This is a genomic window from Spiroplasma endosymbiont of Monopis laevigella (assembly GCF_964019975.1).
In the GTDB taxonomy this organism is placed as follows: domain Bacteria; phylum Bacillota_I; class Bacilli_A; order Mycoplasmatales; family VBWQ01; genus Spiroplasma_E; species Spiroplasma_E ixodetis_A.
Genome location: NZ_OZ026473.1, coordinates 209,783 through 234,252, shown reverse-complemented (window position 1 = coordinate 234,252; position 24,470 = coordinate 209,783). Strand labels below are relative to the sequence as shown.

The window sequence follows — 24,470 nt, the reverse complement described above, 5'->3', positions numbered from 1 at the left end:
GGTTTCTTATTAGAAACTAAACTCCATAGAAAGGAGGTGATCCATCCCCACCTTCCGGTAGGGATACCTTGTTACGACTTAACCCCAATCATCAACCCTGCCTTTGGCAGCTCCCTCCTTGCGGTTAGGACACCGACTTCTGGCATTGCCAACTCTCGTGGTTTGACGGGCGGTGTGTACAAGACCCGAGAACGTATTCACCGCGACATTGCTGATTCGCGATTACTAGCGATTCCGACTTCATGAAGTCGAGTTGCAGACTTCAATCCGGACTGAGACTGACTTTTTGAGATTTGCTTGACCTCGCGGTTTAGCGACTCTTTGTATCAGCCATTGTAGCACGTGTGTAGCCCAAGTCATAAGGGGCATGATGATTTGACGTCGTCCCCACCTTCCTCTAGTTTACACTAGCAGTCTCCTTAGAGTCCCCAACTTAATGCTGGCAACTAAGGACAAGGGTTGCGTTCGTTGCTGAACTTAACCAAACATCTCACGACACGAACTGACGACAACCATGCACCACCTGTATCCTTGTTAACCTCTACTATATCTCTATAGCTTCGCAAGGTATGTCAAGACCTGGTAAGGTTCTTCGCGTTGCTTCGAATTAAACCACATGCTCCACCGCTTGTGCGGGTCCCCGTCAATTCCTTTGAGTTTCACTCTTGCGAGCATACTACTCAGGCGGAGTACTTAATGCGTTATCTACAGCACTGCCTCATGGCAACACTTAGTACTCATCGTTTACGGCGTGGACTACTAGGGTATCTAATCCTATTTGCTCCCCACGCTTTCGTGCCACAACGTCAGTAATAGGCCAGTTAGCCGCCTTCGCCACTGGTGTTCCTTCATATATCTACGCATTCCACCGCTACACATGAAATTCCACTAACCTCTCCTATACTCTAGTAATGTAGTTTCCAAGGCGGTCAGGGGTTGAGCCCCTAAATTTAACCTCAGACTTGCAAAACCGTCTACGCACGCTTTACGCCCAATAAATCCGGATAACGCTTGCCACCTATGTATTACCGCGGCTGCTGGCACATAGTTAGCCGTGGCTTTCTGGTAAGGTATGGTCGATACTAAAATCATTTCCTATTCTAGCACTTCTTCCCTTACAACAGACCTTTACAATCCGAAGACCTTCATCAGTCACGCGGCATTGCTCCATCAGGCTTTCGCCCATTGTGAAAAATTCCCTACTGCTGCCTTCCGTAGAAGTTTGGGCCGTGTCTCAGTCCCAATGTGGCCGTTCATCCTCTCAGATCGGCTACGCATCGTTACCTTGGTAAGCCATTACCTTACCAACTAGTTAATGCGCCGCATCCCCATCAATTAGCGAAGCAAATGCTCCTTTCATTATTTATCATTGCAAATAAATAACATATGCGGTATTAGCTGTCGTTTCCAACAGTTATTCCCCACTAAATGGTAGGTTAGATACGTGTTACTCACCCGTTCGCCACTAAAGTATTGCTACTTTCGTTCGACTTGCATGTATTAGGCATGCCGCCAGCGTTAATCCTGAGCCAGGATCAAACTCTCAATAAAATTGTTTTTGTTAAAAGATGATGTCTGACTTATTTAATTTTTAATAAAAAATTGACGGATTAATTCTTGTTTTATTTAGTTTTCAAAGATCGTTTTTTCTAGTTTGTAACCCATTTATTTTCGGGCACAATAAGTATCTTACAGAAAACAAAACCCAATGTCAATGAAAATAATAGTAAAAATATAAATATTTTTTTCGTATAAAAAAATGGTTTAAATTTTACTAATATACTTAGTAAAATTAAATTGCTTAATTAACTAAAAAACCATTTAAGAATTAGAACCTTAAATGGTTTTTTAATTTTTATAGTTATATTTTATTCTCAACTTGTTTTGTTAATAATTTTAAAAATTCTGATAAAGTAACAATTTTACTTTCTTTTTGACCATACTGACGATAACTTAAATTATTATTTTCTATTTCCTTATCACCAATAATAATTTGATAAGGAATTTTTTGAGTTTGTGTTTCAACAATACGTTTGCCAATAGTTCCACTGCTAATAATTTCAGTTCGTAAATTATGTTGTTTACAAGTTTGCAATAATTTATTAGCATATTCTAAGGTTTTTTCTTTTTCATTTATTGGTAAAATTGCAATTTGCCTTGGTGCTAATCATAGTGGAAAAACGCCTTTATTTTGTTCTAATAATGTGGCAATAAAACGTTCATATGTACCAATTAATCCTCGATGAACAATAACTGGATTTGTTTCATTATTATTTTCATCAATATAAGTTAAATTAAACTTTTTCGGTAATAAGAAATCGAATTGAATAGTAGATATTGTAATTTCATGACCTAATGCTGTTTTAATTTGAACATCAAATTTTGGTCCATAAAAAGCAGCCTCACCAATCATTGGTTTATACTCTAATTGTAATTCATCTAATACTTCACGTAATGCTGTTTCTGCTTGATTTCACATTTTATCATCATTAAAATATTTTTCTTTATCAGCAGGATCTCGTAAAGATAATGATAAATAATCAATTTTAATATTTAAAGTTTTTAAAACCTCAGCAATTAACTGATAACAACGTTTAAATTCTGTTTTCATTTGATCAAATCTAACAAAAATATGAGAATCAGTTAATTCCATACTTCTTACTCGTTCTAAACCAGTTAAAGCACCACTTGCTTCATAACGATATAATAAAGCATGCTCACTTAAACGCAAAGGTAAATCTTTATAACTACGAAGAGCACTTTTATAAATCATACAGTGATGAGGACAAGTCATTGGTCTTAATACCAATTGTTCTTCTTCTTTTTTAATTGGAGTAAACATATTTTCACGATAATGATCTCAATGACCACTTTTTTTATATAATTCAACAGAACCTAAAACTGGTGTTGATACTTCTTGATAATCTCACATAAATTCTTGTTTTCTCAAATATTTCTGCAAAACTTTTTTAATAACCATACCATTTGGTAAAAATATAGGTAATCCTTTACCACAATCATCATTAAAAGTAAAAATATTTAATTCTTTACCTAGTTTGCGATGATCACGATTTTTTCGTTCTTCAAGTTCATTAAGTTTATCTACTAATTTTACTTTTGAATAATCACAAATACCAGAAATGCGCTGTAATTGTTTATTTTTATCATTTCCTAATCAATATGCACCAGTAATACTTAATAATTTAAAATCTTTTATTGATGAAGAATTATTAATAGCAACACCCGATGCCACTACTAAAGTCTTATTATCAACTAAATAAGAGCATTTTAATCCATTAACATGATTTAATTTAATATATTCTAAAGCAAAAGGATTGTCTTTATGAGTTTTTAAAGATTCTTCTTTAGTTTGACAAACTCTTTTAATTTCAATATTTTTTATTAAAATTTCACGCATTTTCTCTTCAATTTTAATTAATTCATCATTAGAAAGTCGCTTTTCATAATCAAAATCTAAATAAAAACCATTATCATTAGTATTAGCAATCGTAATTAACGCTTGTGGATACATTAATTTAATATTATGAGCTAAAATCATAGCACATCCATAATTTAAAATAGTTCATCCTAAAGCATCATCTTTTTTAATAAACTTGATTTCAGCATCTTCTTTAATTTCTCAATATAAATCTTTTAATTGTCCATTCAGAGTAAAAGCAATAATTGAAGAATCTATATTTTCATTTTCCTGTTTTAATAATTGATAACCAGTAATTGGATTTTCAATATTATAAGTCATCGTTTTGCCATTTAATTTAATTACATTAATTTTCATGTTTTACCTAATTCCTTTTCTAATTTACCTCAGTAGTACTAGGTTATTTGACAATAAAAGTTGTAAAAGGATTAGTATTATTATTAATATCTACTACTAATACTTTTGATTTAGTAGGGATTATATAAGTGCTACTAATGCTTTTAACTAATTGCGAAGAATTACTTAATTCTACTGGAATTCCTTCAACTGCTAAAAAAGTATAAATTCCAAAGTTTATTGCAAATTTATTATAATCAATAAAATTATTAACAATAGGAATTATATAAACTGGCAAATGAGCATTAGCAATAGTTCTAATATAATTACTATCTTGACTATTAGTAATTAAATATTGTGGTTTTTCTTCAATAATTTTTTTAATAGTTTTAGCAACTAATTGATCTTTTGTATGCAATAAATCAGTAGCAATTTTACTCTGTTCTTGATGACTTTCAGCATCAACAAGAATTTTACTCATTGTTGCAATTGATAACACAGGATAGTTACCATTGGCAGATTCACCCGATAACATTGTACATGTTGCTCCCCAATCCATAGCAACCCAAACATCAGTAACTTCAGCGCGTGTTGGATGAGGATTATCTATCATTGAATCTAGCATTTGCGTAGCAACAATTATCGGTTTGTTAACAGTACGACATTTTTTAATTCATTCACGTTCTAAAAAAGGAACTTTTTCAAAAGGAATTTCAACTCCTAAATCACCACGAGCAACCATAATAGCATCTGATTCTTTTAAAATTTCATCAAAATTATTAACTGCTAATTGTGATTCAATTTTAGCAATGATTTGAATATGTTTACCATCATTATCATCTAAAACTTTGCGGATTTCTTTAATATCAGCTGCTGAACAAACAAATGATGCAGCAACATAATCTACTTTTTGCTGACAACCAAAAATTAAATCTGCTCTATCTTTTTCAGAAATAAAAGGTAAAGACAATTTAACATTTGGAATATTAATAGCACGACGATCTTTAATAGTATGTGTATTTAAAGCTTGACAAATAACAGTATGATCTTTAACCGCTGTAACCTTTAATGTTAATTTACCATCATCTACTAGTAAATTATCATTAACTTTAATATCCTTTGCTAAATTACCATAATTTACAGAAAACTTATCGGCAGTACCAATAATCTCTTTATTATCAATTATCGTAATAATTTCATTTTTTTTGATTTCTACACTACCCTTTGTAAAGGTATGTGTTCTAACTTCTGGACCTCTAGTATCTAACATAATAGCAACTGGTACATTTAATTGTTTAGATACTTCTCTAATCATTAAAACCCTTGCTAAATGTTCATCATGAGTACCATGAGAAAAATTTAAACGCCCACAAATTGAGCCATTTTCTATTAGTTGTTTAATAACATCAGCAGAATTTGAAGCAGGTCCTAAAGTAGTTACACATTTAGTTCTTTTTATAATTGATATCAAATTATTCACCTCTTTTTATTAAGTATTTTTTTTAAAAATAACTCCTGACAAACGTAAAATTTTATTAGCAACGTTATTTTTATTTATTGAAGGTGTGTTTAATGCATCTTGAATTTCAATAGCTACTAATTTATTATCTTGTAATCCAATACAAATACTAGATTTATTACTATTTGCAAATCTTTCGGCAGCAAAAATACCCATCATTGTTGCTAAATAACGATCAAATGCACTTGGTGTTCCCCCACGTTGAATTTGACCCAATATTACTGCTCTTGTTTCACAATCAGTATCTTTTTCAATGATTTTAGCTATTTTATTAACATCATATTGACGTTCAGTTAATACTATTACTAATGAACGACGTTGTTTTTTAGTGTACAACTGTTTAATAATATCAATCAATGACTGTTCTCCAATTCCTAAATCTTTAGTTGCAACTAAATCACAATTTGCAGCAGCAGCACTATGAAGAGCAAGGTCACCACAATTACGACCCATTACTTCAACAATCATAATTCTTCCATGAGAATTAGCGGTTTGACGAATTTTATCAAGATTTTCAACAATTGTATTAAGAGCGGTATCAAAACCAATAGTAAACTCACTTGAACTAATATCATTATCAATAGTACCTGGAATACCCACACATTGAATAGCTGCTTCATTACTTAATTTTTGCAAACCATTATATGTGCCATCACCACCAATAGCAATTAAACCTTCAATTTTTTTAGATTTTAAAATTTCAATACATTTTTTACGAGTTTCTTCTTGCTCAAATTCTCTAAAACGAGCAGACCCAATGATTGTTCCCCCCATCTCAGTCCCTAGATCAATTAAATTTGCTCAATTGTTATCAATAACATGAATGTCATTTGTCATTATTCCTTTATAACCATTTTTTATTAAAACTAATTCAAATGGTCTTTTATCAGCAGTAGCAATTTTACTATTTTCATGATTTATACCACGAAAAGTCTTATATACTGCATTAATAACATTATTCATACCTGGTGAATCACCACCAGAAGTTAAGATTCCAATTCTTCTTTTATTTAATTCTTGCATATTTAGTCATCCTCTCTTCTAATTACATTATTTTAGTGATAATTATTATAATTTGTTTAAAATTAAAAAGGATATCAGTAAATTTAACCATAAAATATGATTTTAATTAATTAATATTATAAAATACATCGTCACCTAAAAATTTAGCTTGATCTGCTAAATCAGCTTCAATTGTTAATAAACGATTGTATTTTGCAACACGATCAGTTCTTGACATTGAACCTGTTTTAATTTGTCCAGTATTAAAAGCTACTGCTAAGTCAGCAATCGTTGTATCTTCAGTTTCCCCAGAACGATGAGATACTACTGCCGTTCACCCAGCTTTTTGACACATTTCAATAGCTTCCATAGTTTCAGTTAATGTTCCAATTTGATTTAATTTAATTAATACTGAATTAGCAACGTTTTTAATAATTCCTTCTTTAATAATTTTTGGATTAGTAACGAATAAATCATCACCAACAACTTGGAATTTACCTTCTGATTTTTCTAATAATAATTTAAATCCTTCTCAATCACCTTCAGCCAAACCATCTTCAATTGAAATAATTGGATATTTTTTAGTTAAATCAACTAAATAATCTACTAGTTGCGCTGAAGTTAATAATTTTTCAGTATTTTTACTTTTACCATCTTTATTACCAAAAACATATTTACCATTTTTATAAATCTCTGATGATGCACAGTCCATAGCAATTTTTATATCTTTATTTGGAGTATAACCCGCTTTTTTAATAGCTTCAACAATTAAATCTAATGCTTCTTCGGTTGATTTTAAATTAGGAGCAAAACCACCTTCATCACCAACTGCAGTAACTAAACCCTTACCTTTTAAAATACTTTTTAAAGCATGAAAAGTTTCGGCAGCCATTTGGATTGCCTTTGAAAATGTTTTAGCACCAACTGGCATTATTAAAAATTCTTGAAAGTCAATATTATTATCAGCATGAGCACCACCATTAATTACATTTAACATTGGGACTGGCAACTGACAAGCATTAGTACCACCTAAGTATGTATATAAGGGCACATATAATTCATCAGCGGCAGCTTTAGCAACTGCTAATGATACCCCTAAAATAGCATTGGCACCTAATTTTGTTTTATTTTCTGTTCCATCTAACTTAATCATTGTTTGATCAATTAATCTTTGATTAGTAACTTCCAAACCAATAATAGCTTCGGCAATATTTTCATTAATATTTTTAATGGCTTTCATAACACCAAGTCCACCATAAACTTTAGTATCTTTGTCTCGTAGTTCTAAAGCTTCTCTAGTACCTGTTGAAGCACCTGATGGCACTAAAGCAAGCCCGTATCCACCATCTTCAGTTCAACATTCAACTTGAATAGTTGGATTTCCTCTTGAGTCTATTACTTGTAGTGCTCTAATATCAATAATGCAAGACATATTTGTTAATTCCTTCTTTCTTTAATATTTCACTAATTATTATACAGAAAAAAATATTGTTTAGAATCAAAAAAGCACAAATATTTTTTATTTGTGCTTCTAAAATGATGATGATTTAATTACATTTGTTGTTGTTGTGGATGTTGAGTTGTACTACTTGGTAATGATGCTCCATTAACTTTAGCAGCAGTATCACTATTTCATGGTTTTGGAGTTACTCCATCATCTTCTGGTATTAAACTTTCAGGATTATTAAGAGCAGTAACTATTGTTTCCATTAATTCATCAGTTTCAATCCTTTTTTGATTAAAATTATTACTATCAGATAAATCTTTCCTATTAATAGTTACATTTTGTTTTACTTCATCTCTATAAAAGGTATAACTTATACTTTTAAAATTATCATCTTTATCAAAAGTTAAAGAAAAATCAACTTCATTTTTAGCTAAATATGATAATGCACGAATTTGTTCAGGACTAAGTTTCACTTCTGCTTTTAATGGAATTCCAAGTTCATCATTACATAAAACATAACATTTTCCATTAAAAATATTAAAATTAAAAGTTTTAGTATTTTTTAAAAATAAGTTTGATTTTAAATCAAGTATTGGTGTTACTGTTCTTGCTTCTAATACTCTTGCTTTTGCTTTTTGATTTATGGTACTAAGTTGTTCTTTATCTTCATCACTTAACTTATTAGAGCAATTTACTTTCTTATTATTTTCATCAAAATAATATGCTCTTAAAAATTTACCATCACACTTATTAAATAAAATAACAGTATTTGCTTTTTTATTTTGTTCTATTAAATTATTCAAAATATCATTTTCATTTTTTTCTAATTTTAATTTTTTATCCAATGTTTGCTCATCAGTTGTTATATTTAAATCTCATAATTTTCTACTATCATCTCATTTTAAATTAATAACATTTTTAACGATAACTGGAGATAATTTTGTAGCTGATGGTTTTGGTGATATTACCTGTTCAGCAGCAGTTCTTGCCACTTTAACTTGTGCTCCATTTTCTCCACAGTGAATACCCTTTAATCCATCAGGAAATAAATTATTATTTGCAAAACTTTTTCTTAATTCCGATAAAGAAATTGTTCCAATACATTGTAGTTGATTTTGATCAGCAATAACTACTCATTTTTCTACTAAATTATTACTTGGGTTTTTCGCAAAGTATACTTTTTGATACTTACCAGCAACTTCTATATCATTATTTCATATATTTTTATTTTCTTGAGAAAGTTCTTGTTCAAAAATTACATTTTCTGGATCTGATTTAGCATCTGATATTTTTATTTTACCATCTTCTATTACTAAACTATACAAACCTTCTATGCTATTATTTTGCAATGTTTCAGAGATATTATTTGCAATCTGTAAAGGTTCAGGTAAATCTTCTGGTAACACTTCTGGTGCATTTACTAAAAAACGCATAGCAACTAAATCAATTTCTTGTTGCTCTTCTTTAAGAAGAGATGCTAATCCATTATTAATTGTTGGTTCTATAGTAAATCCTAATTGTGGAGGAATACTTAATGCTTTTAAATCATCAAATTGCTGGTCGGTTAAAGGATTAAATTCATATGCTTGATATTTTACATTATCATATAACCATCCTAGAACAGGTTTTTTTGTTATTTTATAGGTTTCTCAAAAAGTTTCTCCATTTTCGTTAATCTTTTTATTTAAATAAAAAATATCATTATCAGTAATATTTTTAGCAGTTGTTGAGATTATAAAAGTATCATTTGGATCAGTAACATTTTTAATAAAAATTTCATTTCCTTGACGATAAATAAAATAGTCTTTTTCAACATTCACTAAGTTTAAATGTTTTTTAAAATTTTCAATCATTGTGCTATTTGAAGAATAATCATTAATTTTATAGTGTTCCACATCTCAAACTGGGTTTGGTTGTTCAAATGGATTTCGCAACTGTGGAGCATCTAATAAATTATTAATCTTTTGATTAATTAAAACATCATTTTCTTTAAACAGTCCAGAATTTATAAAAATTCCATTAAATTCTGATAATTTTATACTTCCTAATAATCCTAATTCAGGTCTTATTTCACCTTCAGATTCATCAAATAAAATTTTATATATTTTAATTTTAGTATTGTCAGTTTCATCTTCAACGAAAACTAATTGGTCTTTTTTAAATAAACTTTGATCATTTTGAGTTAATGATTCATCACTAATAAATATAGTATTAACTAATGAACCACTATCAACAACAAATTTTCCATCTTGATTTAAACTAACTATTTTTTTTACTTTTAATGGATTAATCTTGAAAGAAGAATTCTTTAAAATATTAAGTGTATTCTTTTTTGAATATAGGTCATCCTCTACTTCAATAGCAATATCTTCAACATCACTTATTTCTGATTGATATATATTTCTCATAATGTTTGTAAATCATTTAAAATTTTTCATTAGTGGCATTTTTATTTTTCTCCTTTAATTATTACATTTATGGTGTTGGTGTAGATAAAACTGACTTAACACTTTGTTCTACTGGTTTTGATGGTGGTTCAGTACCATTAACTTCCTTTGCAGGAAAAGAATTATTACTTTGTACTTCTTTTTTAGGTGCAACAGAATTATTTTGTGAATGTTGTGAATGTAAAGAAGAGGCTGTACTAATTACTCTTTCAAAAGTATCAATTAATTTTTCAGCAATTTTTATATCTTTCCTCTTATGAGTCTGGTTATCAATAATATATGCAAACAAAATCTTTCCATTTTTATCAACTTCAATATTTATACTACCATTACGAGGACATTTTTTGGCTACAAAGTTTTTAAATTCCTTAGCATCATTTACATCTACAGGAACAATTGTTTTGTTTTTATTATCAATAAACAAATAACACGTTCCATTTTCAGCAAATGATAATTTCATAGGCTCTTCAGATCTTTTTATAATATTAACATTAAGATCATCTAACTCTTCTTTATATTCTTCATTATTTAAATTATTGGATTCTGATTCAGTTTTTAATAATAATGCTGGTAATTCTTTTTTACCTAAATATTCAAGAATAATCTTATCATTTTCTTTTTTAGTTCGATATAAATGTACTAGAGAACTATCTAATTTTTCTTTTACTATTACTAGTTGTTGTAATTGATCACTATTAATTACTAAAGGTGGTTGTTGAATAATACTAACGTTTTCATCATTAGTTTTTTTTACTAAACGTCCCTTTTCATCTACATATACAAGTTCAATAATATATTCTTTTAAACTACTATCCAATTGTGTTTTTATATCATCAATCTTAACTTCCAAACTATTTAAAGTTATATTGGGTGATGATTCATCTTTTTTAGAACTTAATGATTTTTGTAGAAAATCATTAAGTTCTCGATATTCTACTGTCTCTGATAATGGCATACTCTACCTCCATAATTTTTAATAAATGTATAAATTTCCAAAATATAAAAGCTAAATATAATAAACCCCTTATATTTATTTAAAAAAAATAAAAGGGGAAACACTATATTTAATTCATATGCCTATATTTTAATACTTTTATATTCTTAAAACAAGCACTTATCAATAAAAAGAAAAAATCAATATATTTTTATTTAATAATTAAAGACTCACTTGTCATAACAGTTGGTTTAACTAAACCCAAAACGTCTAATAGCGTTGGAGCAATATTTGCTAAGCAACCACCTGATTTTAATTTTAATCCTGTTTTACAAATAATAAATGGTACTGGTTGCGATGTATGTTTTTTATTAGGATTACCCTCTTTATCAATCATGATTTCAGCATTACCATGATCAGCAGTAATCATTAAAATACCATTCACTTTTTTTATTGCTTGATACAATTTTCCAAGACATTCATCAATAACATCAATCGCATCAATGGCAGCATTTAAAACACCAGTATGACCAACCATATCTGGATTAGCAAAATTTAAAACCATAACATCATATATGTTTTTAGAAATTTCACTTTCTAAACGAGTAGTAATTTCGCGAGCACTCATTTCTGGTTTTAAGTCATAAGTTGCTACTTTTGGTGAAGGAATTAAAATTCTTGTTGATAGTGGATATTCAACATCAACACCACCATCAAAAAAATAAGTTACGTGTGCATATTTTTCAGTTTCAGCAATTCGTAATTGATGATATTGATTTTTACTTAATCATTCCCCTAAAGCATCAAGCATTGATATAGGTGGAAAAATAACACCTTGTGGTTTAACACTTTTAGCATATTCCATCATTGAAATAAAAAAAGTATTTTTTAATGTTGGTATTTTCATACTAATATTAAAATCATATTTATTATTTGTTAATGCTGATGCTAATTGAATTGCACGATCAGGACGAAAATTAGCAAAAATAATGCTATCGTTATTAGTAATATTGCCATTATTAATTTCAGAATTATAAGCAGGCATAATAAATTCATCATTACGACCAGCACTATATTCTGCATTAACATAAGCAATAGGATCAATAAATGAAGCGCCTTCATGATTAACTATTACATCATATGCTATTTTTAAACGATCTCAACGTTTATCGCGATCCATAGCATAATATCTTCCTGAAATAGTAGCAAGCATATCAACACCTAATTGTTTCATAGTTTTTAATAACTGTTCAATATAAATTTTAGAAATATCAGCTTTTGTATCACGACCATCTAAAATAGCATGAACATAAACATTCTTAAAATTTTGTTGTTTAGCAATTTCTAATAATGCCAAAATATGATTAATATGAGCATGTACTCCACCATCACTTAGTAAACCAATAATATGAACATTACTATTATTCTTTTTGGCATGATTAATTGCTGACAATATTGTTTCATTTTTAAAAAATGTTTTATCATTGATTGACTTATTAATTAATGTTAATGACTGATAAATTACTCTACCGGCACCAATTTGTAAATGTCCAACTTCAGAGTTGCCCATTTGTCCTTCTGGTAAACCAACTGCAAGGCCAGAAGCTGAAACTTCAGTATGCGGATAAGTTTTTAATAAATAATCCAAATTAGGTTTTGTTGCAGAACTAATGGCATTAGTTGCACAAGCTTTTGCAATACCAAAACCATCTAAAATACATAGTAATATTGGTTGTTTTGTTTTCATAAATTTCACCTCATATTTTATTTAATAACTTGCAACTGATGTTTAAAATTATCAGATTTAAAAATAGTAATCATTTTAGTAATAAAATCAGTAATACATTGATAATGAACAGTACTCAAAATAACAATATCTTTTTTAAAGACTATTTTAATAGATTGCTTTTTAGTAATTTTAGTAATTATTGTTTTTAAATCACAAATTGATTTTAAATCTTCACTTAATAAAATAACCATACTAGGATTATCACTAATATTATTAGAAAGAAATAAAATAGTATTACTACTATTAGCTAATAAATTGTGTCCTTTAATTTCCATTAAATTATAATCTAATAAATCATTATTAAAAGAATAATGAGTAATTTTCAAATTATCAATGACTTCTGAATAATAACCATAAGCAAAAGTCTGCGATAAATTTTCTAATATATCTTGAGATACTATCCGCCATTTTGAAAATGACTTCAATAGTTCTTTATGAATTTTTTGTAATTGTCATAAATGTTGATAATTAGTAATATTAGTTATCGGTGCTATTGGTTGAATATTTTCAGGCTGATTAATTGCTCTAATTTTTTTATTAATAGCATTAATAGCAATAATGATTGGTTTTTTAGCATTAATAAAAAAGTTTTCAATTCGTTGTTTATTACCTGCTATTAATGTTATTTTTCGCTGATCTTTATTAGTTTTAATAGCAACAACTGCTATTTTTTGCAAATTAATAATTTCTTGTAATTCAACTTCATTAAATTTTTTTAAATAACTATATTCTTTTTTATTTTGCAATAAAATTAACTGTTCTAATGATAATTTTTGTTCTAATAAAGAATTAATGATACATTCACTTTGCAATATTTGTTTTCTATTTATCTTTAAATTATTAAGAACAACAATAAAATTTTGTTCAGTAATAGAAATAGAACTAAAATTAGAAGTTTTATAATTTAATTGTTTCATCAAACTATTTGTAAATAATTTAGCACCAATTTTATTATTAACTAATGATTGATGATGACTTTCATTGATGGTTAAATATAATGGAATATCGTTAATAACGATTGGTCCACTATTAACTTTAACTAAATGAATATAAGTATTAGGAATAAGAGTATTATTAACATCAATTACTTCACCAGTAAAATATTCATTAGTAATAATACCTTTGTCACTAACAATACTATCACTACTAGAAGCAAAAATAGTTTTAGTACAAATAATAAAGCCAATTTGTTCTAATTGATTAGTGTCTTCACCATTTTTACTAAACAATGCTAAAATTTCTGACTTATTCCTAAAAGCATTGACAAAAGTGGTTGCCGGAAAGGCACGATGTTTAATTTTTTTTGTTAGTTTTGTTCACATACTTTTAATTTGTATCTTTGATAATTCCATGTTTAGTTAACTCCTTATTTTTATTAGTAATTTAAATAGAGTTAAATTAGTAAATCAAAAAAAGATTGTGGTACTAATGAAGCACCTCCAACTAATGCACCATCAATGTCAGGTTCAGAAAGTATTAATTTAATATTATCGGGTTTTACTGAACCACCATACTGAATACGTACTTGTTCTGCAACATTTTTATTATATAATTCACTAATAAATTCACGAATCATTTTACAAACCGTTTGAGCTTGTTGAGCTGTTGCTGTTTTACCAGTACCAATTGCTCATATTGGCTCATAGGCAATTACTAACTTAGCAATATTTTCTGCTTTAATATTTTTTAATGCTAACTTAATTTGATTTTTAATTACTTCATTAGTCTTTTTATTTTCATATTGGTTTAAAGTTTCACCACAACATAAAATTGGTATAATATTAGCATTAAATAGTGAATGTAATTTTTTATTTATTGTTTCATCTACTTCATTAAAATACATTCTGCGTTCAGAATGACCAATAATAACATGACTAACCATCATATCTTTTAGCATCTTAATTGAAATTTCACCAGTATATGCACCTTCGGTTTCATAATGACAATTTTGAGCTGCAATAATTAAAGCAGAAGTTTTATTCATTTTTAATAAAGGTAAATTAGTAAAACTAGCTGCTATTCCATAATCATATTTAATAGTTTTAGTTTTTAATAATTTATTAAATTCATTTAAAAAAAATTGAGTTTCTTCTATATTTTTATACATTTTTCAATTTCCAATAATAATCTTTTTACGTTCCATTTGTTTCTCCTTTAAGTTAATTTTTTTTTTGATATAGTTGGCTTTAATAATGTTGCTGCTTCTTCATCAATAATAATTGTAACATCATCATGATTTTGTAAAAAAGTACATGGATAATTTGGAGAAACTTTACCTTCAACTAACTCTCGAATAGCTTGTGCTTTATTAGTTCCTGTAGCAATTAAAACAATCAATTTAGCTTGTAAAATAGTATGAATACCCATCGTAACAGCTTTGGTTGGTACATCTTCAACTTTAGAAAAAAATCTTTTATTAGCTTCAATTGTTTCTTTAGTTAAATTAACAACATGTGTTTTACTACTTGCAAGAGTACCTGGTTCATTAAAAGCAATATGACCATTAGTACCTAAGCCCAATATTTGTAAATCAATTGGTCCTTTTTCTTTTAATAATTTTTCATAATCTTCCACATTTTGGTCTAAATCACCAATACCTTTAGGAACATACGTATTTTTTAAATTAAGACTTTTAATATGATTAAATAATTGATGATTCATAAAATAACGATAACTTTTTACATGATCTGGAGTTAAACCAACATATTCATCTAAATTAAATGTTACGACTTTTGATCAATCTCTTTTGTTATTTTTTGCATCTGCTATTAATAAATCATATGTTTCAATTGGACTACTTCCCGTTGCCAATCCTAAAATAGCATTTGGTTTAACTTTAATAATATCAATAATAATTTTACTTAATAATTGAGCAACCTCAGTTTTATCTTTTAAAATAATTAATTTCATAATTTAAAAACCCCTTACATTACTTACTTATTCTTGCTGATATGCAATTTTTCCTTCACATATTGTTAAAAAAATATCATTATTCTTAGTTAATACAATAATATCTGCTAATTTACCAATAACAATATCACCCGTTTTATTTGCAATTCCTACTTGTTTAGCACTATTATAAGAAGCCATTTTGATGCAATCTTGTCAATTATTATTAGTAATTTTTAATAAATTTTTAAAACCAGCAATCATTGTTGCAATGCTGCCTGCTAATTTTCCGGTTGCTTCAACAGTAACCTTATTATTACTTTTAATGACAGGTAATGGTCCCAATAAATACTTACCATCAGGCTGTCCTTTCGCACTCATGGCATCAGTAATCATACAAATTCCATCGGCACCTTTAATTTTATATGTTATTGCTAAAATATCAATATCAACATGAATTCCATCACAAATTAACTCAGTAACTAATTGATCATAATATAATGATGCCGGAACAACACCAGGATCACGATGATTATAGGGGCTCATTGCATTATAAAGATGGGTAATATGCGTTAAACCATATTCAACAGTTTTAGTTATTTCTTTAAAAGTAGCATTACTATGACCAACACTAGGAATAATGTTATTTTTAATTAATGAAGAAATAAAATTTGAATTTTTATTATTTAAATTAGGATCTATCTCAGGAGCATAAACAATAAATTTTAAATTTTTGTTACTAATTATATTTCAAGATTTTACTAAATTAAGATCAGGAACATGAAGTAATGACGGAGTATGTGCTCCTTTTTGTAATTCTGAGATAAAAGGTCCTTCTAAATATGCACCAATAATTCGTGCCTTGTTACCTTTATTTTCTGTTTTCATATACTTAGCAAATACTGAAAGAACATTATCAATTTCTTTTTTGCTGGCAGTAACTGTTGCATAACAAAACTTTGTTACTCCCTCTTTTGGAACTAATTTTGCAAAATTATTAATTGATTCAATGGTACCATCCATTAAACTATAGCCATAACCTCCATGTACATGTAAATCAATAAAACCAGGTATTATTGTTTGATTATGACAATCAATAACCTGAGCATCTTGAAATTCATAATTATACTTTCCTTCATTAATTTGGAAAATTAAATTATCTTTAATTACTAAAAAACCATTATTTATTATTTTCTTAATGCTAATTATTTTCGCATTATTTAAAACTAAAATTTTAGACACTAATACCCTTCTTTCTAGAATTATTAATTGTTTAAAATTGCTAATGACACTATTATACCTAAAATTTTAACTTAAACCTAAATCTAAGAAAAATAATTAAAAAAAAGGCTTAATTGCCTATATTTTAAATAATGGTGGCTCGAAGCGGATTCGAACCACTGACACTTCGCTCTTCAAGCGAATGCTCTACCAACTGAGCTACCGAGCCGTTACCTATACAATAATAGCATATAAAAGTAAAAAATAACAAGGGGTTAAAACTTATTTTTTAATTTATTTAAATATATATTTATTTTTTTGCTAATTATCTTCTAATTACATATCTTCTTCAACAAGGTTTTTCAGTTTTTGGCATTAAGTGATTTGAGTCTCTTCTAATTTCTTCTTTTCAATTATTATTTAATAAATCAGTAGACTCATTTTCTTTAGCAATATTTGCTTGTAAAAATATATTATTACCAATAATATTTAATGATTCACTTCTTTGAAATTCATGATCACTACATACATCATTTACTAAACTTTTGACAATCTCACATAATTTTTTACAAGTATCTAATATCAATTTATATTTTTCTTTACCTTTTCATTTTTCAATTAATGATTCACAATTTTCAATAAATTTATCCTGTCATTCTTTAAACTCTTCGGAATTAATTGTCTTAGTTAAATCATCATCACAATAATAAGTTAATATTTCTTTTCAAACATTACGTCATACTTTTCTCATATTATTATGAGGAGTTTTAACTTTCAATTTTTTAATCAAAAAATCAAAATCTTGAATTTTATTTCTTCTTCAACAATTTAATAATGCAGTAATAATCGGAATTACTAATTGTTTATTATTTATTTTTTCTATTATTTCTTGTTTTTTATTTTCAAGATCTTCTAATCTAGTTATACGTTCTTTTTCTAATTCTTGTAAAATATTAAAATACTCTTGATATTCTTTTATTGCTTGTGAATATATTATTAATTTAATTATTACTTCTCATTTGTTTATAAGTTTAATATCCATTTTAATCATTCTTTCCATTAGTTCAAATATATCTCTTATAACCCACTATTTAATCCGATAATTTATTTATGTTTTATAAATAAATTCAATATCTATAATTTTAATAATTTATTTTATTAATAACTTATGCTACAACTGTTTGTTTAGGAGAATGAAAGTCAATATCCATATCAATATTAATACTTTCACCGAAACTATCACTTCACTCACTAATGCAGCTTTCAGAAACAAGACATGTATCAGAATCTAATTGAGATGATAATGATTTATCATCATTAATAACTTTAATTTCGTATTTTTTTTTGAAGTTCAATATTTTTTAAAACATCTTTAAATAAAGTTACTGCAAAATTACTAATTAACTCTACTTTTAAACTATTAAATCCAAGATTTTTAATTACTTTTTCACATGTAGCAACAAATTCGACTTTTCACACTTTGTATTCAGAAAACTTTAAATTTTTAGATTTTTTTTGTTCTAAATAAAATGCTAATAGTTTAGAAGATAAATCCAATTCTGCTTTTTTAAGTGCTGACTTATCTAGTGATTTAGTATGAAGATCTTTAAATTTTTTTAAAAAAAATCTTTTTCTGCAATCTTTTCACCTAATTTAATTTCTCAATTTTTGTTACTTTTTTTAACTGTCTACATTTTCAAATCTTATAAAATCATATGTTTTTTATTTTTCGTAATTTCATATTATTTTTTTCTATTTTATCTGTAATAACTTTTATTTTTAAATCAATTTCTTTTAAAACCAATTCTTGATTATCTTTTAGATTATTATATTGTTCATTAACTAATTTATAACTGGCAAATGCTACTTGAAAACTTAATATTTCTTTACTATTAATTGTTTCATAAATAAATTTTTCCATTAAATTTTTTACTTCTATAACTTCCAATTCATGTTTGTTTTGAAAAGTTTCATCACGAAATACATCTAAAAATAAAGTTTGTACTGTATTAGTTATTATTTTAATATTTTCTAAATCAAATCCTTGTAATTCATTCATTTTTATATTAGCAAATTCAATAAATATATTTGCTCATTGTTTATATTCATAAAAATATAATCTTTTACCATTTAAAGAATTATCATCAAAATATAAGGATAATATTTTCCAATAAATATTATGTTCAGCAAATCGTAATTTTTTTTCTGCTAAACTTCTTTTTGTTTTTAAAATTGAATATTTTTTGACAAAAATCATTTTCTGATTTTATTTTTTAAATTTAATTCTCTATTATTGTTTGAATTTATAAAAGCATTATATCTATCTAAACAACTATAATATTGTTTTAAAATTTCATTTAAATCATTAAAAGATTTATTATATTTTTTCATTTGTTCATCTTTTTTTGCTTCTTTAATAAATTGTTCTACTTTTTCTTCATTAAATAAAAAATCTAACTCTGACACTTAAATTTCTCCTTAACATATTTAATTTGTTTTTAATTAATATTGTTTGCTAATGAATTATATAAAAATAATAAAAAGCCACACTAATAAATTTAATTTATTAACGGGCTTAATTTTACAAATATATAATTCCTAAAAATAATACACCTATTATAATCATTTGTAAAGGGAAAATTATTATTAAAATCATAATTTATTTCTATTTTATACAATATATTTTGTTAAAATAAAAAAATAAACTTTACATATTAAATGGTCTATTTTCTAAATTTGTTACTACACTAGAGGTATTATTAATCAAACTTATATTTTCAGGAAAATCTTTTTCATTAATAACTGTGATTGCCACTTCTTCTTGAAATTCTTTATTTGTAACAATATTTTTTTTAAAATTTTGAAGAATTTCAATAAAATTACTTAAATTTTTAAATTTCTCGCGTTCTGTAATATAAAATCTCTGGTTTTTACATACTTTAATAAAGTTATCTATTCATTTTTGAAATTCTTCATTTTTTATTTCTTTATTATGATTTGTTTCTTTTAAATATAAAATTAAAATAAGATTTCATATACCACGAATTGCAAAAATAAATTTAGAATGTTTATATTCTTCAATTAATTTAAGTGTATTAATTATTTCTTCTATTGCTACTAATTCAACTTCCATTTTTGATAAAGAAAAAGTATTATTTTTATTTTCTTTCTTTTTAATTTTATTTTTATATTGTTCATTTCTTTCAAGTAATTCTTTTGATATCTTTGTGACTGTATCAATAGTCTCTCTTATTTCATTTCTTTTAAGAAGAAACAATTTATAATCAACCAGTATATCGTATTTTTTAATAATTGATATTTCTCTAATATATTTCGGTATTTTTTTGGTAAAAATAGGTAATTGTTCCATATATGTTTTAAATATTTTAGTATTTATAATTTCAAGTGCATCATTAAAAAGATTAAAAGATATTACATCTTCTATTTCTAATTTAGACTTTTCTTTTTCAATATTTAAATTATATTTTCTTTGAAAAGTTTCATCACGAAATACATCTAAAAATAAAGTTTGTACTGCATAAGTTATTATTTTAATATTTTCTAAATCAATTCCTTCAAGTTCATTCATTCTTATATTAGCAAATTCAATAAATATCTTTGCTCATTGTTCATATTCAGAAAAATCTAACGTTTTGCCTTCTATAGTAGTATCATTAAAATATAATAACAATATTTTTAAATAAATAATATGTTCCATTTCCCGTTTTGGTGCATTATCACGTAGTTCTAATAAAATATTATGTATTTCTTCCAACATATTTGCTTTCTTTTCTAAGTTTTTTATTAAAAACATTTTTTTATTATTTTCCTTTTTTAAAAAAATAGAATTTAATTTTTTTATTTTTTTATTATCAGGAACTGTTTCTGTTCTTAATTGTTCTCTAATTTTTTCTTTATTTTTTAAAAATTCATCTAAATCATAAAAAAAATTCATATATTGACATTCACCATTTAATATGATTTCTTTATAATCATTAAAAAAAATCTTTATTTCATCACTATTTTTTAGTAAAATAAGAAATTTGTTTATTCTTTCTTTTTCTAAATGTTCTAATCTTGGCATTAAAATTTCTCCTCATAATAATGTTAATTTAAAATATAAATTATAATATTAAAAAACCTTATTAATAAATAAATCTATTAAAAGGCTAATTTTGCAAATATTATAATTACTATTGATAATACACTACTATAAAATAATAATTAAAATCAAACTATACAAAATACTTATTTTATAATCATTTATTTATATTCTTTAAATTATTTTTAATTAAATATTCAAAACCTTAAAAATACAAAAAAGCATATTAATTGATAGATTAAAAAAATAAATTATAATTTTATTAATTTAATAATTGTTTATTCCTATTATAGATATTTCTATAATAGGATTTTTATTAAATTAATAAAAAAAGGAGCATTAAAAGATATGACTAAAAATGAGAAATTAATGATTGCTATTGAAGAAGGTAATTTAAAAAAACTATGAAATTAGTAAAAATGGCGCCAATGTCAATTATAGAAACTTTAAATATTCCATTTGTAAAAAACTTACCGGTAAAGTGACTTCTTATCCAGATAAAAATACTAGTGGTAATACTCCATTAAAAGCCGCCAAAAAAGGATATTTAAATATAGTTAAATTTTTAGTAGAAAATAACGCTGATATTAATCATACAAATCAAAATGGTAAAACTGTCCTAATCCTAATTGCTGATAATAATAATATAGAGGGAGTTAAGTTTCTAATAGAAAATGGTGCTAAAATTGAATGTATAGATAATTTATAGATAATTTTTGAGAATCTAGAAGTGAAAGAATATTTGCAATCATGAATTTTAAACTCAAGTAAAAATGAAATAAATTCACCTAACTCTAGTAATCAACGAACAACAAATATCAAAAAAACAAAGTTTGCTAATGATCTAATTAAAAGTCTAAAATAACTTTTATTATTTCTTAGTTTTAATATTTCTAACTTCTTTTAATTGTTTTTTTAACGTTTTTAATTGCAATTGTAAATCTTCATATGATGGTAAATCATCACTTTTAATTTCTTCTTTTTTGTTTTTACTATAATCATTAGTTTTTTTTGATAATTGTGGAGGATTAACTCATAAATTTTTTAAGCCATATCAAAAAATAGTAAGTAAACTTAAACCAATACCTGCTCAAGGAATTGTTCATAAATCTTTAAAAGGAATAGTTTGAAAATTTCTAATATTAAAGTAATTAAAAAGTACTAATACAAAAAGTATCAATACTAAGGTTATTAATAACATGTGTATAGCAAAAACTGATCTTGAAAAAGGTTTTTTAATAAAAATTAATGGTATTAAATAAGTTAAATTAAAAATCAATAATGTTCCAAAAGTATATAAAGAAACTATTGGATGGGTTACACTTTATTGGACACTAATTACATAGACAAGTGAACAAATTAGTTAAAAGAAAGGAATTATAATTATGGTCACTATTAACTCATATTCAGATGAATTTAAAAAACAAATAGTAGCTTTATATCAAAGTGGCAAATCAGTATCTTGCCTTGTTAAAGAATACAATGTTACAAGAGCAGCTACTTACAATTGAATTAAGCAATTTACTAATTCAGGTAGTTTTAAAACTAAAGATAATCTTTCAGATTTAGAAAAACAATTAATTCAAGCAAATAAAGAATTAAAACAGTTACGAATGGAAATTGATATTTTAAAGCAAGCAGCACTAATAATAGGCAGAAAGTAGAGATTATTGCAAATAATAAATCTAAATATAAAATTCGCACAATGTGTCATTTTTTAAAACTCTCTAAATCAACATATTATTTTAATTTAAAGAAAAAAAATAAAATTCAAAATAATATTTATGAACAAGCTGTTATTAGTGCTTTTAAAGAAAATAAAGAAGTTTATGGTACTAGAAGATTAAAAGTCATACTAGCAAACCAAGAAATTTATTTATCACGCAGAAAAATTAAAGAAATTATGAATAAGCATAATTTAATATCAAAATACACTAAATTATCATTCAAAAATTATCATAATAAAGTCAATGATAGTCAAATAACCAATCTTGTTAATAGAAACTTTAATAATAGAATTAAAAATGAAGTTATTGTTAGTGATTTAACTTATGTTCAAGTTAATGGTAAATGAAACTATATTTGCCTATTAATCGACCTATTTAACCGCGAAATTATTGGACATAGTGTTGGAGTTAAAAAAGATGCATCATTAGTATATCAAGCATTTATGCAATCAAATCACTGTTTAAAAGATATTGAAATATTTCATACTGATCGCGGTAATGAATTCAATAATAAAACTATTGATAAACTTTTATTAGCTTTCAACATAACTCGATCTTTAAGCAAAAAAGGATGTCCTTATGACAATGCTGTTGCTGAAGCAACTTTTAAAACTTTCAAAATTGAATTTATTAATGATAAAAATTTTACATCATTAATCCAATTAAAATTAGAATTATTTGATTACATCAATTTGGATGGTTTACACTTTATTGGACACTAATTACATAGACAAGTGAACAAATTCGAGAATTTACAGAAAAACAAATTCAATCATTTACACCAGAACAAATTCAATCATTCACTCCTGACCAAATTTCATGATTTAATCAAGAACAAATTTTAAATTTTACAGAAAAACAAATTCATTTTTTTACAGCAGAACAACGAAAAATTTTTGAGGGAAAAATAAATAAGTATTTTAATAGCACAACAGTTGCTTCAACAACAGTAAAACAAGTTGAAGAATTTAATTCAAAACCAATGCAATTATTATCAAAATCAGAAATTCAATCATTATCATTAGAACAAATTTTGTTATTAACTCCAATACAAAAAGCAGAACTGTCAGAAGAACAAATTTCATGATTTAATCAAGAACAATTGGCAACATTTAAATTAGAGTCAGAGCAAGTTGAAAACAATAAATTAGTTTCAATGTCTTTTTGAATTTTACCTATTTTACCTCTTTGTTTAGTTGGAGGCTTAATAGGTTTTATTTTTAAAAAAATTAGAACTAATTTTAAATCAAATAATAACTTAGAAAGAAATAATGCAAATAAATCACAAGAATTAATAAATATAAATAATGAAGAAGAAATATTAATTATGGATAATATTGAATTACAATCTGTATGTGATGAAAATATAGAAAGTCTAAATAATGAAGTTGATAAGTGAAAACAAATAAATTCAATAGATTTATCAGATTCTCATTCACACTTAGCAAGTGTAAGTATTTCTGGACACTCCATATAATCAAAAAAATATTTAAACAATACTATATTATTAAAATAAACAATAACTATTGAAAATTATTGTTTATTTTTCATATTACTTGTAGTTAAAATAGATATTATTAATTATGTTTGTATTTATTTTAAAATAATAATTTAATTA

20 protein-coding genes, 1 tRNA gene, 1 rRNA gene and 1 pseudogene are annotated in these 24,470 nt (G+C 25.9%); 4 read left to right on the top strand and 19 right to left on the bottom strand.

The window, feature by feature from the left end; translation table 4 throughout:
* Positions 1–29: 29 nt before the first annotated feature.
* From AACK94_RS01385 to AACK94_RS01300, 18 genes are all read right to left on the bottom strand, one after another.
* Positions 30–1,551, bottom strand: a 16S ribosomal RNA gene (locus tag AACK94_RS01385).
* 310 nt (positions 1,552–1,861) lie between these two features.
* Positions 1,862–3,796 (bottom strand): threonine--tRNA ligase, encoded by a 1,935-nt coding sequence (thrS, locus tag AACK94_RS01380; RefSeq protein WP_338975900.1) that lies wholly within the window; start codon positions 3,794–3,796, stop codon positions 1,862–1,864.
* Between the two features lie 43 nt (positions 3,797–3,839).
* Positions 3,840–5,246: a pyruvate kinase gene (gene pyk, locus AACK94_RS01375; protein ID WP_338975899.1), complete on the bottom strand. Its 1,407-nt coding sequence runs from the start codon at positions 5,244–5,246 to the stop codon at positions 3,840–3,842.
* Between the two features lie 18 nt (positions 5,247–5,264).
* Positions 5,265–6,317 (bottom strand): ATP-dependent 6-phosphofructokinase, encoded by a 1,053-nt coding sequence (locus tag AACK94_RS01370; RefSeq protein WP_338975898.1) that lies wholly within the window; start codon positions 6,315–6,317, stop codon positions 5,265–5,267.
* Positions 6,318–6,423: 106 nt separating this feature from the next.
* The gene (gene eno, locus AACK94_RS01365; protein WP_338975897.1) at positions 6,424–7,728 is read right to left on the bottom strand and encodes a phosphopyruvate hydratase; all 1,305 of its coding nucleotides are present in this window, start codon (positions 7,726–7,728) and stop codon (positions 6,424–6,426) included.
* Positions 7,729–7,847: 119 nt separating this feature from the next.
* Entirely contained in the window at positions 7,848–10,190 is a 2,343-nt protein-coding gene (locus AACK94_RS01360; RefSeq protein ID WP_338975895.1) for a hypothetical protein, read from the bottom strand.
* A gap of 28 nt (positions 10,191–10,218) precedes the next feature.
* A complete protein-coding gene (locus tag AACK94_RS01355) occupies positions 10,219–11,145 on the bottom strand; it encodes a hypothetical protein (protein ID WP_338974015.1) in 927 nt (308 codons plus the stop codon).
* A 190-nt stretch (positions 11,146–11,335) separates the two neighbouring features.
* Positions 11,336–12,871 (bottom strand): 2,3-bisphosphoglycerate-independent phosphoglycerate mutase, encoded by a 1,536-nt coding sequence (gene gpmI, locus AACK94_RS01350; protein WP_338975894.1) that lies wholly within the window; start codon positions 12,869–12,871, stop codon positions 11,336–11,338.
* A 17-nt stretch (positions 12,872–12,888) separates the two neighbouring features.
* Positions 12,889–14,265, bottom strand: coding sequence for a hypothetical protein (locus AACK94_RS01345; protein ID WP_338975893.1), 1,377 nt, complete (start codon positions 14,263–14,265; stop codon positions 12,889–12,891).
* Between the two features lie 41 nt (positions 14,266–14,306).
* A complete protein-coding gene (gene tpiA, locus AACK94_RS01340) occupies positions 14,307–15,056 on the bottom strand; it encodes a triose-phosphate isomerase (protein WP_338974021.1) in 750 nt (249 codons plus the stop codon).
* A gap of 11 nt (positions 15,057–15,067) precedes the next feature.
* Complete coding sequence (gene nagB / locus AACK94_RS01335) at positions 15,068–15,823, bottom strand: glucosamine-6-phosphate deaminase (RefSeq protein ID WP_338975892.1); 756 nt, start codon at positions 15,821–15,823, stop codon at positions 15,068–15,070.
* Positions 15,824–15,850: 27 nt separating this feature from the next.
* Positions 15,851–17,044 carry an N-acetylglucosamine-6-phosphate deacetylase gene (nagA, locus tag AACK94_RS01330; RefSeq protein ID WP_338974025.1) on the bottom strand — a complete coding sequence of 398 codons (1,194 nt, stop codon included), beginning with the start codon at positions 17,042–17,044 and terminating at the stop codon, positions 15,851–15,853.
* A gap of 132 nt (positions 17,045–17,176) precedes the next feature.
* A tRNA-Phe gene (locus AACK94_RS01325) sits at positions 17,177–17,252 on the bottom strand.
* 96 nt (positions 17,253–17,348) lie between these two features.
* Positions 17,349–18,065, bottom strand: a complete 717-nt coding sequence (locus tag AACK94_RS01320; protein ID WP_338975891.1) for a hypothetical protein — start codon at positions 18,063–18,065, stop codon at positions 17,349–17,351.
* A 124-nt stretch (positions 18,066–18,189) separates the two neighbouring features.
* Positions 18,190–18,378 carry a hypothetical protein gene (locus AACK94_RS01315; protein WP_338975889.1) on the bottom strand — a complete coding sequence of 63 codons (189 nt, stop codon included), beginning with the start codon at positions 18,376–18,378 and terminating at the stop codon, positions 18,190–18,192.
* 293 nt (positions 18,379–18,671) lie between these two features.
* The gene (locus tag AACK94_RS01310) at positions 18,672–19,280 is read right to left on the bottom strand and encodes a hypothetical protein (protein ID WP_338975887.1); all 609 of its coding nucleotides are present in this window, start codon (positions 19,278–19,280) and stop codon (positions 18,672–18,674) included.
* The gene (locus AACK94_RS01305) at positions 19,250–19,489 is read right to left on the bottom strand and encodes a hypothetical protein (protein WP_338975886.1); all 240 of its coding nucleotides are present in this window, start codon (positions 19,487–19,489) and stop codon (positions 19,250–19,252) included. Before AACK94_RS01305 ends, AACK94_RS01310 begins: the two co-directional genes overlap by 31 nt.
* Before the next feature lie 241 nt (positions 19,490–19,730).
* Positions 19,731–21,107 (bottom strand): hypothetical protein, encoded by a 1,377-nt coding sequence (locus AACK94_RS01300; RefSeq protein WP_338975885.1) that lies wholly within the window; start codon positions 21,105–21,107, stop codon positions 19,731–19,733.
* 427 nt (positions 21,108–21,534) lie between these two features.
* Here AACK94_RS01300 and AACK94_RS01295 point away from each other — a divergent pair, with 427 nt between their 5' ends.
* On the top strand, positions 21,535–21,834 hold the full coding sequence (locus tag AACK94_RS01295) for an ankyrin repeat domain-containing protein (RefSeq protein ID WP_338976306.1): 300 nt from the start codon (positions 21,535–21,537) through the stop codon (positions 21,832–21,834).
* 162 nt (positions 21,835–21,996) lie between these two features.
* On the opposite strand, the gene AACK94_RS01290 is transcribed toward AACK94_RS01295, so the two are convergent.
* Complete coding sequence (locus AACK94_RS01290; RefSeq protein ID WP_338975884.1) at positions 21,997–22,326, bottom strand: hypothetical protein; 330 nt, start codon at positions 22,324–22,326, stop codon at positions 21,997–21,999.
* Positions 22,327–22,510: 184 nt separating this feature from the next.
* Here AACK94_RS01290 and AACK94_RS01285 point away from each other — a divergent pair, with 184 nt between their 5' ends.
* From AACK94_RS01285 to AACK94_RS01275, 3 genes and pseudogenes are all read left to right on the top strand, one after another.
* Positions 22,511–22,789 (top strand): transposase, encoded by a 279-nt coding sequence (locus tag AACK94_RS01285; RefSeq protein ID WP_338975565.1) that lies wholly within the window; start codon positions 22,511–22,513, stop codon positions 22,787–22,789.
* A gap of 41 nt (positions 22,790–22,830) precedes the next feature.
* Positions 22,831–23,544: pseudogene (locus tag AACK94_RS01280) on the top strand (IS3 family transposase); the annotation flags it as partial.
* 290 nt (positions 23,545–23,834) lie between these two features.
* Complete coding sequence (locus tag AACK94_RS01275) at positions 23,835–24,329, top strand: hypothetical protein (protein WP_338975882.1); 495 nt, start codon at positions 23,835–23,837, stop codon at positions 24,327–24,329.
* Positions 24,330–24,470: the final 141 nt, after the last annotated feature.